This is a genomic window from Enterobacter cloacae complex sp. P38RS, assembly GCF_014930775.1.
In the GTDB taxonomy this organism is placed as follows: Bacteria; Pseudomonadota; Gammaproteobacteria; order Enterobacterales; family Enterobacteriaceae; genus Enterobacter; species Enterobacter bugandensis.
This window is the reverse complement of sequence record NZ_JADBRS010000003.1, coordinates 123,631-139,875: the sequence shown is the minus strand read 5'-3', so window position 1 is coordinate 139,875 and position 16,245 is coordinate 123,631. Positions and strand designations below refer to the sequence as shown.

Here is a 16,245-nt window from a genome sequence, read left to right as displayed (position 1 = left end):
ACCTTATGAGTCAGAATACGCTGAAAGTTCATGATTTAAATGAAGACGCGGAATTTGATGAGAACGGAGCAGAGGCTTTTGACGAAAAAGCCTTAGTAGAAGAGGAACCCAGTGATAACGATTTGGCTGAAGAAGAGCTGTTATCGCAGGGCGCCACACAGCGTGTACTGGACGCGACTCAGCTTTACCTTGGGGAGATTGGTTACTCCCCACTGCTAACGGCCGAAGAAGAAGTCTATTTCGCACGTCGTGCTTTGCGTGGTGATGTTGCCTCGCGTCGTCGCATGATCGAAAGTAACCTGCGACTGGTCGTGAAAATTGCCCGCCGTTACGGCAATCGTGGTCTGGCTCTGCTGGATCTGATTGAAGAGGGCAACTTAGGTCTCATCCGCGCAGTTGAGAAGTTTGACCCGGAACGCGGGTTCCGTTTCTCAACCTACGCGACCTGGTGGATTCGTCAGACCATCGAACGGGCTATTATGAACCAGACCCGTACGATCCGACTGCCGATCCACATCGTCAAAGAGTTGAACGTCTATCTGCGTACCGCGCGCGAGTTGTCCCATAAACTGGACCACGAGCCAAGCGCAGAAGAAATTGCCGAACAACTCGACAAACCGGTTGATGACGTAAGCCGTATGCTGCGTCTCAACGAGCGCATTACCTCGGTTGACACCCCGTTGGGTGGCGACTCCGAAAAAGCGCTGCTGGACATCCTGGCCGATGAAAAAGACAACGGCCCGGAAGACACCACGCAGGACGATGACATGAAGCAGAGCATCGTCAAATGGCTGTTCGAATTGAACGCCAAACAGCGTGAAGTGCTGGCACGTCGTTTCGGTTTACTGGGGTATGAAGCTGCGACACTGGAAGACGTCGGCCGCGAAATTGGCCTGACCCGTGAACGTGTTCGTCAGATTCAGGTAGAAGGTCTGCGCCGCCTGCGTGAAATCCTGCAGGGGCAAGGTCTGAATATCGAAGCGCTGTTCCGCGAATAAGCATCCTTTCGTCAAAAAAGGCCCGTCGTGAGACGGGCCTTTTTCTTTTGTGCTACGGCTGGGCCGTTTCGTGCAGCAGACGCCATGTAATCCCGCCGCCTTCCTGATTAAGCACCGCGGTTGACCAGCGCACGTTGACGGGCAGGTCCGGCCGGGTTTGCGTCTCCCGGTAGTGCAGTACCGCGCCACGATCCCAGCGCTCGATCGTGGATAATTCGTTAATGACGATCTTCAGTCCGGGGCGGCATCCTCGCTGACTGTGCAGAAAGTCCACAAGGCCGTGATAGTCGATATGAACGCCACCCGGTGGGATCATCAGAAAATCTGGCCGGAAACGGGCGAGCAGGGCGTCGGAGTCGCCTTCGCCTTTGCCTAACCAGTTTTCAAGCGCAATGTGGAGGTCGATAATGTCGTGTTCAAAAGGCGTCATGAATTCTCCTGTCGCAGCTGGGCGAGCACCTGCGTATTGTTAAGTCGGAAAACGTACAGTACAGGCAATAGGGTCATGCCTGCGGCAAAAAGAAACATTCCGTGCCAGGCGGCGAGCGGCGCCAGATAACTCTGCGCCAGACTCAGCACCTCTGCCAGCAGCAGGGCACCGGCAAAAAAACTCAACTGACGATTGAGATTCCACAGCGCGCTGGCATCCGGCATCTCTTCCCGGCGCGTTGTCAGAAAAGCGCTGCTCTGAGCGGTACTGCTGCACAGGCTTCCCCCCGCGCCCATCAGGGTAAACGCAACGACAGGAAGCAGCGTAGCCGAACTGACGTTAAGCAAAAGCAGAATGCCCGTCGCCTGCAGCAGGCAGCCGATAACAATCAGCGGCTTTGGGCCGATACGGTTAAAATAGCGTCCCGTCGCCGTGATGGCGATAAACGATGCCACGGACCACGGCAGCATGAGCATACCCGTTGCGGCTGGGCTCATGTTCGCCTCGTGCTGAAGATAAAACATGCCCGTAACGTTCACCCCGATAAATACGCCAGGAACGCATACATAGACAAGCATGGCAAAACGCAAAAGCGGGTCCGCGAGCAACCGCAGGTTGAGCAGCCTGGCCGCTTTCATCGCGGGTATTTCATGTTTAAGCCACAGGCAGGCCAACACAAAGGTCAGGATGGCCACCGGAAGCGTCGCGAAAAATATCCACCGCCAGCTTAGCATCTGTACCAGCAGGCCCCCGATAGCGGGGGAGCAGGCGGGAGCAAGCAGCGCGATCAGCATGACCGCCGAGGAGAGTCTGGCTCGCTCGTGAGGCTGAAACAGTTGCCAGGTCAGCGCCTGTCCGACGGGGATCAGTAAGCCACCGCCCACGCCCTGCAGCACGCGCCAGGCGATCAGACTTTCCAGCGTTGCAGACAAGCCTGCCGCAGCAGAAGCTGCGCTGAACAGAAAAAGCGAGATCAGGATGACCCGCTTTGGTCCGAAACGGCGCGTGAGCATGCTGCTGAACGGGATCGCCAGCGTCAGGCCGGCAATGTACCCGTTACTGATCCAGGCAAGCGCTGAAGGCGTGGCGTTAAGAGCTTGCGCCATCGCCGGAAAAGCGACGCTGGCAATAAACATGTTGATCAAATCAAGAAAAAAGCCCAGCAGATAGACAGCGGCGACTTTGCTGCGATACGTCATGGTGGATCCTCCCGTGAGGTGGCGTATCGTATCGACCCCGGAAGCACGGATAAACCTGGCAAAGCGCGATATACTGTCAAAAAAATTTTGACGGTAAAAGGCGTAATGATGATTAACCTACAGCGGACGCAGATGTTTGTTGCGGTGGCCGATACCGGCAGCTTTACTGCCGCAGCCGATGCACTGGGCCTGACAAAAGCCGTGGTCAGCTTCAATATTCGCCAGCTCGAAGCCGAGCTGGGGGTGACGCTGCTGCTGCGCTCCACCCGCCGCCTGACATTAACCGAGGCGGGAGCGCTTTTTCATCAGCGCAGCGTGGCGCTTCTGAAGGACGCAGAACGGCTGCAGGATGATGTTCGCGCGAATCATGCAGGACTCACGGGTGAATTGCGGATCACCACCACCCCTGAGTATGGTTCGCGGGTCGTGGTACCGTTGCTGGCAAGGTTTAGCCAGCTGCACCCGGAGCTTCGCGTGCGTCATGTTTCGTCTTCACTCCATGCCGACCTGATCTCAGAGCGCTTTGACGTGGCTATTCGGTTGGGAACGCTTACCGACTCGCGCTACCACGCCGCATTGATTTCACATTTTTCCATCCTGCCCGTCGCGACGCCGGAATGGCGGATGAATCATCCGGTTGAATCGCTTGCACAGCTGGCGCAAGCCGACTGGATTATTCACGAGCGCTTAGCGTCGCCGCTGCGCTGGCAGGTAAAAGATGCCAGCGGTGCGTCTGAAATGCTTGAGATAAAAAAAGCGCCGCGCCTGTTTGCCGACAGCGCGCAGGCGCTTATGGCTTTTGCGCTTGCGGGAAGTGGCGTGGCGTTACTGCCGGAATGGCTGGTGCGCGATGCGCTTGATGCGGGAAAACTGGTCCCGGTTTTACCGGAATATACCTTCGCGCGGCAGGGCATCCACGCGGTTTATCCGGATGCCCGGCACGTGCCTGCGAAAGTGCGCACCTTTATTGATTTTATGCGCGCCAGCGTGAATTAATCGTGCATCATCTTTTTGATGAGCGCAGAGAACTGCTCCCGTTCGGCCTTATTAAGACGCCCTAAAAACGCCTCATCCACCTCGTTGCCGACCGGCTGGCAGTCTGCAAGCAGGGCTTCGCCTTCCGGCGTCAGGAAGACAAACCGGCGGCGCTTGTCTGCGGGATCGTGCTCGCGTTTGACCAGTCCGCGCGCCTCCATTCGGCTGAGCATCTCCGCCAGCGTCGCCTTCGTGCTGACCGCCACTTCGGTCAATGCCACCTGCTCAATGCCCGGGTGCTCGGCAATGGAGCGCATAACAGCATACTGCGGCTTGGTCAGTTCCGGCAGGGAATGTTGCCACTTAGCGGTATGCTGTTGAAAAAGCTGACGTAACAGGTGGAACGCCTCTTGTCTTAGTTCCATGAACACTCCGACAGAAAAAATCACCCCCTATGATAGCCGCTAAAGCCCGGGATGATAACGCGGGATTTTTTAGCAATTAATGTGATCGTGTACGAACGATCTTGTCAGTAGAGCGATCCGGGAGTAGTTTATCTATAAATGTTCGTACACGAACAAATTGATTGAGGTGATGAATGAGATTGATCGTGGGAATGACAGGAGCAACGGGGGCTCCGCTGGGCGTGGCGCTGCTGCTGGCGCTGAGGGAAATGCCGGAGGTAGAGACCCATCTGGTCATGTCGAAGTGGGCAAAAACAACCATTGAGCTGGAAACGCCTTACAGCGTGCAGGACGTTGCTGCGCTGGCTGACGTTGTTCACAGCCCGGCTGACCAGGCCGCCACTATCTCCTCCGGCTCGTTTCGCACCGACGGCATGATCGTCATTCCCTGCAGCATGAAAACGCTGGCGGGGATCCGCGCGGGCTACGCCGAAGGGCTGGTGGGCCGTGCGGCAGATGTGGTGCTGAAAGAGGGGCGCAAGCTGGTGCTCGTTCCCCGCGAAACGCCGCTCAGCACCATTCATCTGGAGAACATGCTGGCGCTTTCACGCATGGGCGTGGCGATGGTGCCGCCCATGCCTGCGTATTACAACCACCCGCAAACCGCCGATGACATCACCCAGCATATCGTCACCCGTGTGCTCGACCAGTTTGGTCTGGAGCACAAAAAGGCGCGCCGATGGAACGGGTTGCGGGAGGCGAAACATTTTTCACAGGAGAACAAAGATGGCATTTGATGATTTGAGAAGCTTCCTGCAGGCGCTCGATGAGCAAGGGCAACTGCTGAAAATTGAGGAAGAGGTGAATGCGGAGCCGGATCTGGCGGCGGCAGCCAACGCCACAGGCCGTATTGGCGACGGCGCGCCCGCGCTGTGGTTCGACAATATTCGTGGCTTTACCGATGCCCGCGTGGTGATGAACACCATCGGCTCGTGGCAAAACCACGCCATATCGATGGGGTTGCCAGCGAATACCCCGGTAAAAAAACAGATCGACGAGTTTATTCGCCGCTGGGACAAATTCCCCGTTACGCCGGAGCGCCGCGCTAACCCGGCCTGGGCGCAAAATACGGTCGACGGTGAAGACATTAACCTGTTCGATATCCTGCCGCTGTTTCGCCTGAACGACGGTGACGGCGGTTTTTATCTCGATAAAGCGTGCGTTGTCTCGCGCGATCCGCTCGACCCGGACCATTTCGGCAAGCAGAACGTCGGGATCTACCGCATGGAGGTCAAGGGCAAGCGCAAGCTCGGCCTGCAGCCGGTACCGATGCACGATATCGCCCTCCATCTGCACAAAGCGGAAGAGCGCGGGCAAGATCTGCCGATCGCGATTACTCTCGGCAACGACCCGATTATCACCCTGATGGGCGCCACGCCGCTGAAATACGATCAGTCCGAGTATGAAATGGCCGGCGCGCTGCGCGAAAGCCCGTACCCGATTGCCACCGCGCCGCTGACCGGCTTCGACGTGCCGTGGGGGTCTGAAGTGATCCTGGAAGGGGTGATTGAAGGCCGCAAACGTGAAATCGAAGGGCCGTTCGGCGAGTTTACCGGACACTATTCCGGTGGCCGTAATATGACGGTGGTCCGTATCGACAAAGTTTCTTACCGCACCAAACCGATCTTCGAATCCCTTTACCTCGGCATGCCGTGGACCGAGATTGACTATCTGATGGGACCAGCCACCTGCGTGCCGCTTTACCAGCAACTGAAGGCGGAATTCCCGGAAGTGCAGGCGGTGAACGCGATGTACACCCACGGTCTGCTGGCAATTATCTCCACCAAAAAACGCTACGGTGGTTTTGCCCGCGCGGTCGGTTTACGCGCCATGACCACGCCGCACGGTCTGGGCTACGTGAAGATGGTGATTATGGTGGATGAGGATGTCGATCCGTTCAACCTCCCGCAGGTGATGTGGGCGCTCTCATCGAAGGTCAATCCGGCAGGGGATCTGGTGCAGCTGCCGAACATGTCAGTGCTTGAACTCGACCCTGGCTCCAGCCCGGCGGGCATTACCGACAAACTGATTATTGATGCCACCACGCCTGTTGCACCGGACACCCGTGGCCACTACAGCCAGCCGGTACAGGATCTGCCTGAAACTAAAGCCTGGGCTGAAAAACTGACCGCGATGCTGGCAGCACGCCAATAAGGAGGAAAAGATGATTTGTCCACGTTGTGCCGATGAGCATATTGAAGTGATGGCGACGTCACCGGTGAAAGGGGTCTGGACCGTTTACCAGTGCCAGCATTGTCTTTATACCTGGCGCGATACCGAACCGCTGCGTCGTACCAGCCGCGAGCATTACCCGGAAGCGTTCCGCATGACGCAGAAGGATATTGATGAAGCACCGCAGGTGCCGACGATCCCGCCGCTGTTGTAAAAATAAGCCCGGTAGCGCTGCGCTTACCGGGCCTACGGGTTTTGTAGGTCGGGTAAGGCGAAGCCGCCACCCGACAAAACAGACCGCAGAAAACTAAACCAGACTCTTCAACCGGTAAATCCACTCCAGCGCCTGACGCGGCGTCAGCGAATCCGGGTCGAGGTTCTCCAGCGCTTCCACCGCAGGCGACGTTTCTTCAGCTGGCGCCAACAGCGACATCTGGGTGCCATCAATCTGCGTCGCCGCCGCATTCGGCGAGAGGCTTTCCAGCTCACGCAGCTTCTGGCGAGCGCGCTTGATCACCTCTTTTGGTACACCTGCCAGCGCCGCAACGGCCAGGCCATAGCTCTTGCTCGCCGCGCCATCCTGCACCGTGTGCATAAAGGCAATGGTATCGCCGTGCTCCAGCGCATCAAGATGAACGTTAGCCACGCCTTCCATTTTCTCCGGCAGTTGCGTCAGCTCGAAGTAGTGGGTGGCGAACAGCGTCATGGCCTTGATTTTATTCGCGAGGCTTTCAGCACAGGCCCAGGCCAGAGACAGGCCGTCATAGGTTGAGGTTCCGCGTCCCACTTCGTCCATCAGCACCAGGCTGTGCTCCGTCGCGTTATGCAGAATATTAGCCGTTTCGGTCATCTCGACCATGAAGGTTGAGCGACCGCTCGCCAGATCGTCCGCTGCCCCAACGCGTGTGAAGATACGATCGATGGGGCCAATCTCCACTTTTTGCGCCGGGACGTAGCTGCCGATATAGGCGAGCAAAGCAATCAGCGCCGTCTGGCGCATGTAGGTACTCTTACCACCCATGTTCGGGCCGGTAATGATCAGCATTCTTCTCTGCGGCGACAGGCTCAGCGGGTTGGCGATGAACGGTTCGTTCAGCACCTGCTCAACGACCGGGTGACGGCCTTCCGTAATGCGAATGCCGGGCTTGTCGGTAAAGGTCGGGCAGGTATAGTTCAGCGTTTCAGCCCGTTCAGCCAGGTTCACCAGCACGTCCAGCTCCGCCAGCGCGCTGGCGCTGAGCTGCAGGTCAGCAAGGTGCGGCATCAGCATGTCGAACAGCTCGTCATACAGCTGTTTTTCCAGCGCCAGGGCTTTACCTTTCGAGGTGAGTACTTTGTCCTCGTACTCTTTCAGCTCGGGAATGATGTAACGCTCGGCGTTTTTCAAGGTCTGACGACGTACGTAGTGAATCGGCGCCAGATGGCTTTGCCCGCGGCTGATCTGAATGTAGTAACCGTGTACCGCGTTATACCCCACTTTCAGCGTGTCGAGCCCAAGACGCTCGCGTTCGCGAATTTCCAGCTTATCGAGATAGTCCGTCGCGCCGTCGGCCAGCGCGCGCCATTCGTCCAGCTCCTCGTTGTAGCCTGGAGCAATCACGCCGCCATCGCGCACCAGAACCGGAGGGGCATCAATAATGGCGCGCTCCAGCAGCTCGCGAAGCTCGGTGAATTCGCCCATCGTTTCACGGAGTTTCTGCACCGGCGCGCTGTCAACGTCGCTCAGCTGCGCACGCAGTTCCGGCAGCTGCTGGAAAGCATGACGCATCCGCGCGAGGTCACGCGGGCGCGCGGTGCGCAATGCCAGACGGGCAAGAATACGTTCCAGATCGCCCACCTGACGCAGGACCGGCTGCAGCTCGGTGTAGCGATCCTGCAACGCAGCAATCGTCTGCTGGCGGCAAACCAGCGTATCGGTATCGCGAATCGGCATATGCAGCCAGCGTTTCAGCATGCGGCTGCCCATCGGCGTCACCGTGCTGTCGAGCACCGACGCGAGCGTGTTTTCAACGCCACCTGCCAGGTTCTGGGTAATCTCCAGGTTACGGCGCGTGGCGGCATCCATGATGATGCTGTCCTGCTGGCGCTCCATGGTGATAGAACGGATATGCGGCAGGGCGGTGCGCTGGGTGTCTTTCACGTACTGCAGCAGGCAACCTGCGGCACACAGCCCGCGTGGAGCATTTTCCACGCCAAAGCCAATCAGATCGCGGGTACCGAACTGCAGGTTCAGCTGCTGGCGCGCGGTATCAATTTCGAATTCCCACAGCGGGCGACGGCGCAATCCGCGACGGCCTTCAATCAGCGCCATTTCGGCGAAGTCTTCGGCGTAGAGCAATTCTGCCGGGTTGGTGCGCTGCAGTTCGGCAGCCATCGTTTCGCGGTCAGCCGGCTCACTCAGGCGAAAACGCCCGGAGCTGATGTCCAGCGTGGCGTAGCCAAACCCTTTGCCGTCCTGCCACAGCGCCGCCAGCAGGTTATCCTGGCGCTCCTGAAGCAGGGCTTCATCACTGATGGTGCCTGGCGTGACGATGCGCACGACTTTACGCTCAACCGGGCCTTTCGAGGTTGCCGGATCGCCGATTTGTTCGCAGATGGCAACGGACTCACCCTGATTCACCAGCTTGGCCAGATAGTTTTCAACCGCGTGGTGCGGGATACCGGCCATCGGGATGGGCTCGCCTGCGGATGCGCCACGTTTGGTTAGCGAGATGTCGAGCAACTGCGAGGCACGTTTAGCATCGTCATAAAACAGCTCGTAAAAATCGCCCATGCGGTAAAACAGCAGGATTTCCGGATGCTGTGCCTTCAGCTTCAGGTACTGCTGCATCATCGGCGTATGTGCGTCGAAATTGTCGATTGTGCTCATGGAGTTATGATGTCCATTTCTTTGAAAATAAACCGTTTTGAGCGGCTCATTGGCCGTTTGTTCGTTCTATTGTCGCATGAAAAAAAGGTACGGCGCAGAAAAATGTGGCGGCTTTACGAGGCACCTTCAGACATTAACTCAATGACGATTTTTCCATGCTCAACGTCCACCCTGACCTGGGAGTTGGTGGTAAAGCCCGCCTTTTCAAGCCAGTCTCCTTTTAAGCTCAGCGCCGCATGCACGCTGTATCGCTTTGGTATCTTCGTTTTTCGATCCTCGTGACGTTTTCTGAAATATCCCACTTTTAAATGGCGGTAGGGTTTGCCGATCGCGATCTCTTTCATAGGGTCTCCAGACTATACGGACAACGGTCATTCCTGATGCCTGTATAAAATACCAGTGATTTTCAGGAGGTGCAGGGTTAATAGTGGAATCAGGCTTCAGAAAACGGAATGCAACACCTGAAATCCACAGTTTTAAAGTGTATTATTGATACATCTTATTATTTGGTAAGTCGCAATGACCGGTAAACGCATATCACGTGAAAAAGAGACCATCGCGAAAATGATCGCGTTGTACGCAAAGCAGTGTCCACAGGCTTCTCAGGAAGCGGGGCATTATCAGGCGCTCAACGCGTATGCTGATAAGCGCCTGGATAAGTGCGTTTTTGGTGAAGAAAAGCCCGCCTGTAAACAATGCCCGGTGCACTGCTACCAGCCTGCCAGACGTGAAGAGATGAAGCAGATTATGCGCTGGGCAGGCCCGCGTATGTTATGGCGTCACCCCATTCTGACCGTCCTCCATCTGATGGATGACCGTCGTCCGGTGCCGGAACTGCCGGAGAAGTATCGCCCGAAAAAGTGAACCGATCAGCTTCGTAGCGGGCGGCAAATCACGTTCAGGGCCAGCGCGCTGCAGAGTGGAAAGAGCGCCAGCAGCAGCCACGGATAAATCGCCTGCGTTGAAGGCACCAGCGCGCGATCCAGCAGGCTGCCAAATAACAAATTTCCAGCCAGTACCGCAATACCTCCGGCGGTGGAGAGTGCGCCATAGTGCGCGCCCAGCGTGGATTCATCGGCGAACCGCGGAATGAGATCTTTTGCCGAGGGCACCAGCAGCATCTGCCCCAGCGTCAGCAGCGTGACAAACGAGACCGAGGGCAGAAGCCGCAGCCAGCCCTCAGGCGGTTCTGTTGCCGCAAACATTGCCACGCTCGCAAAGGCGGCGGAAAGCAGCAAAAAGCCCACCGGAAGAATGTTCACCGCGCCCACGCGTCGGGCGAAACGCGCCAGCGGCAGCTGTAAGGTAATGATCAGAACGGAGGCCAGCATAAAAAGCGGGCCGAGATCTTTCTCGTTACCGCCGGAGCGCTGGATCTCCACCGGCAGCGCCAGATAGAGCTGGTTGTAGCTTAACAGCCAGGAGCTGTAGGCAATGATAAAGGCGACAAAGCGCTGCTGGCGGAACGTCGTCCACCAGGGCACTATTTTTATCTTCTGTGAACGTTGCCCGGCAGCAGGCAGACAGAAGTAAAGCACCACTAGCGCAATGATAAAGACGCCTGCCCCCGCCAGCGCCACCTGGCGGAAGCCAAGCCCCGTTAGCAGAGCGCCAGCAACCGGGCCCAGTACCGCGCCGAGCTCCCCGCAGACGGCAAAGAGCGCAAACCACTCCGCCCGGCTTCGTTTCCCTTTCGCCTCGCTGTGGGTACCCGCTTTCGCCAGCAGAGCCTCAATTGAGGGAGAAAATAACGCGCCGCCGACGCCCGTCAGACACGCGCCCAGAATAATCGGCCACAGCGATCCCCCGAAGGCCAGAAGCAGATAGCCTGAAACACGAACTATGCAGCCGCTGAGGATGATGACCTTCGCGCCAAACCGGTCCGAGAGCGCACCGCCAACGATAAACATCCCCTGCTGCGAGAACGTGCGCAGGCCCAGGATCAGCCCGATGAGCCCGCCGGAGAGCAGCATGTCGTCACGCAGAAATATCGCCAGGAAGGGAACGACGGCGTAAAAACCAATGTTAAAAACAAACTGGCTACCCAGTAAAACGGGCGGCCAGAGCGTGGTGGCGGGGCGAAGGGTCATTGTCGATCACTCGTCCCTAAACGATAAAGTGAATGTGCTTTTTGCCATGAAACGGCGAGATCTCAATTTTGGTTTTGACCCGGAAGACATCCCAGAGCAATGACTCGGATAAGATGTCCTGCGGCGTTCCGGTCGCCACAATTTGCCCTTTCTGCATCACAATCAGCGAGTCGCAGAACATTGAAGCGTGGTTGAGATCGTGGATGGCGACGATACTGGTAACGGGTAATTGGCTGATCAACTGCATCAGCTGCATCTGATGATGGATATCCAGGTGGTTGGTCGGTTCATCCAGCAGGATTTCGGTTGGCGTTTGCGCCAGCGCGCGGGCAATATGCACCCGCTGACGCTCGCCGCCGGACAGGCTCAGCCAGCCCTGCTCGCTGCGGTCCAGCATATCGACACGCTGCAGAGCCGCGGTGACGGTGTCGTCATCCTGCGCGCTCCAGTTAGAAAAAGGGGAGTGGTGCGGAATACGTCCAAGTTTGACCACGTCGCGCACGCGCATATTGGCGTCGGTCATCCCGTGCTGCTCAACGAACGCCACCCGGCGGGCAAGTTGCTTTTTGGCGATGCGGGAAATGTCCTGCCCGTCCAGGGTCACGCTGCCCGCATCCGGGCGACGCAGGCCTGCCAGGATACGCAAAAGGGACGATTTGCCGCAGCCGTTAGGACCAAGCAAACCCACCGTTTCGCCGCGTGAAACCTTCAGCGAGACACCATTGACGATAACTTTTTTGCCTACCTTCCAGGTAATATTTTCAGCGCAGATACTCATCACTTATTCCTTGAACGGTAGATAATCACGGCAAAGAAAGGTACGCCCACCAGCGCGGTGACCACGCCGACGGGCAGGCTCTGCGGCGCAATCAGCATCCGCGAGGCGATATCGGCCAGCACCATCAGGATCGCCCCCGCCAGCGCGCTGGCAATCAGCAGCGTGCGGTGCAGCGGCCCGAACAGGAAGCGCATAACGTGCGGCACCACCAGCCCTACAAAGCCGATTGAGCCCGCCATGCTGACGATGGTCGCGGTGATCAGGGCCGTGGTGGTAAACAGGGCAAGACGCACCCAGGGCACGGCAATGCCTAAAGAGGCAGCCGCGTCATCACCAAAGGTAAAGGCGTCCAGCGCCCGGGAATAGTAGAGGCAGACGGCAAGGCCCGCCAGCACGACAACCAGCGCCAGCTGGAATTCCGGCCAACGCACGCCGCTAAAGCTGCCCAGCAGCCAGAACATCACGTCGCGCGCCTGCTGCGCGCTGGCGGAGGTGCTGATGGTGTAGGCGGTAATGGCATTGAAAAGCTGAGATGCAGCAACGCCTGCCAGAATGGTGCGTTCATTGCCGCCGCGCGCGCCGTTCGTCAGAAAGGCGACAAACGCAAAGGCGGCGAACGCCCCGGCAAACGCGCCCGCAGAGAGCGACACCGCGCCGGTGCCGATGCCCAGGACGACGACCGACACCGCCCCGGTTGAGGCACCCGCCGACACGCCGAGCACGTAGGGTTCCGCCAGCGCGTTCTTCAGCAGGCTTTGCAGCACGGCCCCGCAGATGGCTAAACCGGCTCCGCAGCAGGCCGCCACCAGCGCGCGGCTCAGGCGAAAGTCCCAGATTACGCTCTCATAGATGCGGTTGAGCGGAACGTCGGTCAGCCCCAGCTTATTACCAATAGCGTAAAAGACGTTGGACAGCGGAATCGACAGCTCGCCGACGCTGACGCCAAGAGCAATCACTAAAAACAGCAGGACAACGGCAAGCAGAGCGGAAGTGGTCAGGATCAGGCCCTGGCGGGCCTGAAGTACGGCTGCCGTCATCAGTTCAGCCCCAGTTTTCTGAGCTGTTCACCCACCTGTTCAGCACCGTAAATCGTACGAATCGTCGGGTTCATCGCCTGACCGTCCATCACCACGATATGGCCTTTTTTGACGGCATCAAGCTGGCTCACGGCAGGATCGCTTTTCAGGAATTTGATTTTCTCATCCGCGTTATCCAGCGCCCAGCGGTTGCGGTCCAGACTGGAGACGACAATCACATCAGGGTTCGCGGCAATAATACTTTCCCAGCCGACGGTCGGCCATTCGGTCTCAGCGGTAATGGCGTTATGGCCACCCAGCACGTTAGCAATAAAACCGGAGGCGCTGTTTTTCCCGCCGACATAGGCATCTGCCGAAGGCGAGGCGCTTGAGAACCAGAAAACAAACGAGAGATCTTTTTTGTTTTTACCAAATTCCTGACGCAGGTCGGCCTCACGTTTTTTGAAATCAGCGATAACGGCCTGGCCGCGCGCTTCAACGTTAAAAATCTTCGCGAAATCTTCAATCTCTTTATAAAGGTACGTCATATCCCACAGCGTCTGGCGGCTGCCGTACATATCGCCTGCCGCTTTTTTGGTGGCGCACATGCCTGGAGATAAATAGCTGTTCACGCCGACGGTAGCCAGATCTTCACGTTTTGCGACCTTACTTTCCGGCCCAAGCAGCAGCGGCAGCTGGGCAGGAACAAAATCGGGGTTTTGCGCAAGGATGGATTCAAGAGTCGGAATTTCGACGGTCAGGGTTTTGATTTTTGCATTCTGCTCAGCCAGCTGCGGCAGCACTTTGGTCGGCCAGAAGGCACTGGCCTTGACCTTATCTTCCAGCCCCAGCAGGAGCAAAATTTCCACGGTGTTCTGACCGAGGGCCACGACGCGTTCCGGCGCTTTAGTGAATGTCTCTTTATAGCCACAGTTTTCAATCGTCAGAGGATATGTGGTTGCCAGAGCAGAACTGACCGACGCAATCGCCAGGCCTAACGCGCAGATGACCTTCTTCATGAAACGCTACCCTTCATTAATATTATTTTTGATGCAAATGAAACGCATTATTAAGGCGGAATTTTATACAGAGGAAAATATATTGTGTCAATGAGGGACAATTGCGCAGGGTGACGAAAAGCGGCGCCATAAGCGGCGCCGGAATGACGGGTTAAAGCAGGCTCTCTTTATCGATTCCCAGACGCTTCATGCGAGAGAGCAGGGTAGTGCGTTTCAGCCCCAGTCGCTGAGCTGCGCCCTTCGGTCCGGCTACCACGCCGTTGGTCTCTTTCAGCACGCGCAATATCAGCTGATATTCATCTTCGCCTTCCTGCGCGACTTCTGCCGAAAGCGTGGGGGCTTCCTGAAGGGAGACTTCAGGCAAAGAGAGCTGAAGGACGTTCCCGCGCGTCAGCAGCACCGCGCGCTCAATGACGTTTTCCAGCTCGCGCACGTTGCCGGGCCACTCCATCGACGAGAGGGTACGTAGCGTTTCGGCGGGAATACTGTCGATATTCCTCCCCATCCGGCGGGCAATCTTCGCGGTAAAGGCCTTCACCAGCAGCGGAATATCTTCCGGGCGCTCGCGTAGCGGCGGCAGGCAGATCGGAAAGACGTTCAGGCGATAGTAGAGATCGCTGCGAAACTCGCGGTCGGCGACCATCTTTTTCAGGTCGCGGTTGGTGGCGGCAATCAGCCGCACGTCGGTCTGGATCAGCTTGTTGCTGCCGAGGCGCTCAAACTCCTGCTCCTGCAAAACGCGCAGCAGCTTGGGCTGCAGCTCCAGCGGCATATCGCCCACTTCGTCGAGGAACAGCGAGCTTTTATCCGCCAGTTCGAAACGGCCAAGCCGCTGGCTGCTGGCGCCGGTAAAGGCGCCGCGCTCGTGGCCGAAGAGGTCGCTTTCCAGCAAGCCAGCTGGCATCGCCGCGCAGTTCATCTTCACCATCCGGCGGCTGTTGCGGTTACTCAGGTTATGGATCGCCCGGGCAATCAGCTCTTTCCCGGTGCCGGTTTCACCGAGGATCAGCACCGTGCTGTCGCTCTGGGCCACCATTTCCACCTGCTTGAGGACGCTGTACATGGCATCGCTGCGCCCGATGATTTCGCCAAACTCGCTGTCCACGTTGTTGAGCTGTTCGGTCAGGGCCAGGTTTTCGTCCACCAGCCGCTCTTTCAGGCGGTGGATCTCCTGATAGGCGAGGGCGTTATCCAGCGCGATGGAAATACGCTCGGCGATCTGGCGCAGCAGCTTCAGGTTGGCGGTGGTAAACACGGCTTCATCGCACTGCGCCAGTTTGAGCACCCCAAGCATGGTACTGCCGGACATCAGCGGCAGCAGGCACAGGGTCTGAATTTTGTTGCCCCAGGTGTTAAACAGCATCCGCTCGTACGGCGCCACCGGGTCCTGCTCGCTAAGATTCAGCAGCAGGATCTCTTTGCTTTTAAATACCCGCTCAGAAAGGGTGCCCGCTTCGTCCACCTCGCTCTGCTCGTGCGCCGGATTGGCCTCATCAAGATAGTGGGTGGAGTAGATGTTCAGCTTGCCTTTGCGGTTCCCGCGTAGCGCGATGCTGATGGCGTCGATCCTGAAATAGTGGTGGATCTCCTTGGCGACTTCGCTGACCAGCTCGTCCATGTCGAGTCTTGAGAGTACGGCGTTGGTGATGGCGACCAGAATGCGGAAGTTATCGCGCTCGCGGCTCAGCAGGTCGTAATCCACGTTATTGGTGACGCGGCTTTGGATCTGCTCCGCGACGACGGCCACAATCTGGGCAAAGGTGTGCAGCCGCTCGTACTCCGCCTCGCTCCAGGGCTGGTCGGTATTGCGGATAAACTCGCAGCCGCCAAAAATATGGCCCTCCGCCGCCAGCGGCAGCATGCCGTAATGACCGAAAGGCTGATAGAGATTGCTCTCTGCCAGCCGCGGCCATGCCATCCGAAACTCTTCAAAATTGCAGTGCAGCACTTCAGGCCGGGAGAGAATGCGGCGCACCGGGCCGTGCGCGAGGTACGTTTCGTCTTCGTATTCAAACGTTTTGCCATTCTCGCGCGTGGAATAGTAGCTCGCGCGGTGCGTTCCACTATGCCAGAGCACAATCGCCGCGCTGTCCGCCAGCGCTGATTGCCTGACCAGCCGCGTCAGGGCATCGCTCAGCGCGCCGAGATCGGGCTGTTGTAAAAGTGTGCGCGTGATGTCAAACAGGCCCTGCTGTCCAAGATCGCTCATCGGTGTATACGGCATTATTGCTTTCC

16 protein-coding genes are annotated in these 16,245 nt (G+C 57.7%); 6 read left to right on the top strand and 10 right to left on the bottom strand.

Annotated features, from left to right (window positions below):
* Positions 1-5: 5 nt before the first annotated feature.
* Positions 6-998, top strand: coding sequence for an RNA polymerase sigma factor RpoS (gene rpoS, locus IM303_RS06525; protein ID WP_013098493.1), 993 nt, complete (start codon positions 6-8; stop codon positions 996-998).
* A 52-nt stretch (positions 999-1,050) separates the two neighbouring features.
* On the opposite strand, the gene IM303_RS06520 is transcribed toward rpoS, so the two are convergent.
* Together IM303_RS06520 and IM303_RS06515 are read right to left on the bottom strand one after the other, a co-directional pair.
* Positions 1,051-1,428, bottom strand: coding sequence for a DUF4440 domain-containing protein (locus tag IM303_RS06520; protein WP_193359738.1), 378 nt, complete (start codon positions 1,426-1,428; stop codon positions 1,051-1,053).
* The gene (locus tag IM303_RS06515) at positions 1,425-2,627 is read right to left on the bottom strand and encodes an MFS transporter (protein ID WP_193359737.1); all 1,203 of its coding nucleotides are present in this window, start codon (positions 2,625-2,627) and stop codon (positions 1,425-1,427) included. Before IM303_RS06515 ends, IM303_RS06520 begins: the two co-directional genes overlap by 4 nt.
* A 108-nt stretch (positions 2,628-2,735) precedes the next feature.
* On the opposite strand from IM303_RS06515, the gene IM303_RS06510 reads away from it, so the two are divergent.
* Positions 2,736-3,623: a LysR family transcriptional regulator gene (locus tag IM303_RS06510; RefSeq protein ID WP_059358076.1), complete on the top strand. Its 888-nt coding sequence runs from the start codon at positions 2,736-2,738 to the stop codon at positions 3,621-3,623.
* On the opposite strand, the gene IM303_RS06505 is transcribed toward IM303_RS06510, so the two are convergent.
* The gene (locus IM303_RS06505) at positions 3,620-4,027 is read right to left on the bottom strand and encodes a MarR family winged helix-turn-helix transcriptional regulator (RefSeq protein WP_028014232.1); all 408 of its coding nucleotides are present in this window, start codon (positions 4,025-4,027) and stop codon (positions 3,620-3,622) included. The genes IM303_RS06510 and IM303_RS06505 overlap by 4 nt on opposite strands.
* A gap of 173 nt (positions 4,028-4,200) precedes the next feature.
* On the opposite strand from IM303_RS06505, the gene IM303_RS06500 reads away from it, so the two are divergent.
* The 3 genes from IM303_RS06500 to IM303_RS06490 are packed head-to-tail and all read left to right on the top strand — an operon-like array spanning position 4,201 to position 6,452.
* Positions 4,201-4,803 (top strand): non-oxidative hydroxyarylic acid decarboxylases subunit B, encoded by a 603-nt coding sequence (locus IM303_RS06500; RefSeq protein WP_028014231.1) that lies wholly within the window; start codon positions 4,201-4,203, stop codon positions 4,801-4,803.
* The gene (locus IM303_RS06495) at positions 4,793-6,220 is read left to right on the top strand and encodes a non-oxidative hydroxyarylic acid decarboxylases subunit C (RefSeq protein WP_041908445.1); all 1,428 of its coding nucleotides are present in this window, start codon (positions 4,793-4,795) and stop codon (positions 6,218-6,220) included. Before IM303_RS06500 ends, IM303_RS06495 begins: the two co-directional genes overlap by 11 nt.
* Before the next feature lie 10 nt (positions 6,221-6,230).
* A complete protein-coding gene (locus tag IM303_RS06490) occupies positions 6,231-6,452 on the top strand; it encodes a non-oxidative hydroxyarylic acid decarboxylases subunit D (protein WP_003862116.1) in 222 nt (73 codons plus the stop codon).
* A 93-nt stretch (positions 6,453-6,545) separates the two neighbouring features.
* Here the strand turns inward: IM303_RS06490 and mutS are convergent, their stop codons facing one another.
* Both mutS and IM303_RS06480 read right to left on the bottom strand, forming a co-directional pair.
* Complete coding sequence (gene mutS / locus IM303_RS06485; protein ID WP_045261242.1) at positions 6,546-9,107, bottom strand: DNA mismatch repair protein MutS; 2,562 nt, start codon at positions 9,105-9,107, stop codon at positions 6,546-6,548.
* Positions 9,108-9,220: 113 nt separating this feature from the next.
* Complete coding sequence (locus tag IM303_RS06480) at positions 9,221-9,451, bottom strand: SymE family type I addiction module toxin (RefSeq protein ID WP_028014228.1); 231 nt, start codon at positions 9,449-9,451, stop codon at positions 9,221-9,223.
* A gap of 175 nt (positions 9,452-9,626) precedes the next feature.
* Here IM303_RS06480 and IM303_RS06475 point away from each other — a divergent pair, with 175 nt between their 5' ends.
* Positions 9,627-9,971 carry a nitrous oxide-stimulated promoter family protein gene (locus IM303_RS06475; protein WP_028014227.1) on the top strand — a complete coding sequence of 115 codons (345 nt, stop codon included), beginning with the start codon at positions 9,627-9,629 and terminating at the stop codon, positions 9,969-9,971.
* Between the two features lie 5 nt (positions 9,972-9,976).
* On the opposite strand, the gene IM303_RS06470 is transcribed toward IM303_RS06475, so the two are convergent.
* The 5 genes from IM303_RS06470 to flhA form a co-directional block, all read right to left on the bottom strand.
* Entirely contained in the window at positions 9,977-11,197 is a 1,221-nt protein-coding gene (locus tag IM303_RS06470; RefSeq protein ID WP_193359736.1) for an MFS transporter, read from the bottom strand.
* Positions 11,198-11,213: 16 nt separating this feature from the next.
* On the bottom strand, positions 11,214-11,975 hold the full coding sequence (locus IM303_RS06465) for an ABC transporter ATP-binding protein (protein WP_048960092.1): 762 nt from the start codon (positions 11,973-11,975) through the stop codon (positions 11,214-11,216).
* Positions 11,975-13,012 carry an iron ABC transporter permease gene (locus IM303_RS06460; RefSeq protein ID WP_028014224.1) on the bottom strand — a complete coding sequence of 346 codons (1,038 nt, stop codon included), beginning with the start codon at positions 13,010-13,012 and terminating at the stop codon, positions 11,975-11,977. Before IM303_RS06460 ends, IM303_RS06465 begins: the two co-directional genes overlap by 1 nt.
* Positions 13,012-14,010, bottom strand: a complete 999-nt coding sequence (locus tag IM303_RS06455) for an ABC transporter substrate-binding protein (RefSeq protein ID WP_028014223.1) — start codon at positions 14,008-14,010, stop codon at positions 13,012-13,014. The genes IM303_RS06460 and IM303_RS06455 overlap by 1 nt, the downstream gene beginning before the upstream one ends.
* Positions 14,011-14,161: 151 nt before the next feature.
* Positions 14,162-16,234 carry a formate hydrogenlyase transcriptional activator FlhA gene (gene flhA, locus IM303_RS06450; RefSeq protein WP_048960095.1) on the bottom strand — a complete coding sequence of 691 codons (2,073 nt, stop codon included), beginning with the start codon at positions 16,232-16,234 and terminating at the stop codon, positions 14,162-14,164.
* Between the last annotated feature and the right edge of the window lie 11 nt (positions 16,235-16,245).

What these genes read in the sequence shown, in the direction of transcription:
- IM303_RS06465 (WP_048960092.1), bottom strand. Translation starts at nt 11,975, where the DNA reads ATGAGTATCTGCGCTGAAAATATTACCTGGAAGGTAGGCAAAAAAGTT.
- IM303_RS06520 (WP_193359738.1), bottom strand. Translation starts at nt 1,428, where the DNA reads ATGACGCCTTTTGAACACGACATTATCGACCTCCACATTGCGCTTGAA.
- IM303_RS06475 (WP_028014227.1), top strand. Translation starts at nt 9,627, where the DNA reads ATGACCGGTAAACGCATATCACGTGAAAAAGAGACCATCGCGAAAATG.
- IM303_RS06460 (WP_028014224.1), bottom strand. Translation starts at nt 13,012, where the DNA reads ATGACGGCAGCCGTACTTCAGGCCCGCCAGGGCCTGATCCTGACCACT.
- IM303_RS06470 (WP_193359736.1), bottom strand. Translation starts at nt 11,197, where the DNA reads ATGACCCTTCGCCCCGCCACCACGCTCTGGCCGCCCGTTTTACTGGGT.
- IM303_RS06515 (WP_193359737.1), bottom strand. Translation starts at nt 2,627, where the DNA reads ATGACGTATCGCAGCAAAGTCGCCGCTGTCTATCTGCTGGGCTTTTTT.
- mutS (WP_045261242.1), bottom strand. Translation starts at nt 9,107, where the DNA reads ATGAGCACAATCGACAATTTCGACGCACATACGCCGATGATGCAGCAG.
- flhA (WP_048960095.1), bottom strand. Translation starts at nt 16,234, where the DNA reads ATGCCGTATACACCGATGAGCGATCTTGGACAGCAGGGCCTGTTTGAC.
- IM303_RS06455 (WP_028014223.1), bottom strand. Translation starts at nt 14,010, where the DNA reads ATGAAGAAGGTCATCTGCGCGTTAGGCCTGGCGATTGCGTCGGTCAGT.
- IM303_RS06505 (WP_028014232.1), bottom strand. Translation starts at nt 4,027, where the DNA reads ATGGAACTAAGACAAGAGGCGTTCCACCTGTTACGTCAGCTTTTTCAA.
- IM303_RS06495 (WP_041908445.1), top strand. Translation starts at nt 4,793, where the DNA reads ATGGCATTTGATGATTTGAGAAGCTTCCTGCAGGCGCTCGATGAGCAA.
- IM303_RS06480 (WP_028014228.1), bottom strand. Translation starts at nt 9,451, where the DNA reads ATGAAAGAGATCGCGATCGGCAAACCCTACCGCCATTTAAAAGTGGGA.
- rpoS (WP_013098493.1), top strand. Translation starts at nt 6, where the DNA reads ATGAGTCAGAATACGCTGAAAGTTCATGATTTAAATGAAGACGCGGAA.
- IM303_RS06510 (WP_059358076.1), top strand. Translation starts at nt 2,736, where the DNA reads ATGATTAACCTACAGCGGACGCAGATGTTTGTTGCGGTGGCCGATACC.
- IM303_RS06500 (WP_028014231.1), top strand. Translation starts at nt 4,201, where the DNA reads ATGAGATTGATCGTGGGAATGACAGGAGCAACGGGGGCTCCGCTGGGC.
- IM303_RS06490 (WP_003862116.1), top strand. Translation starts at nt 6,231, where the DNA reads ATGATTTGTCCACGTTGTGCCGATGAGCATATTGAAGTGATGGCGACG.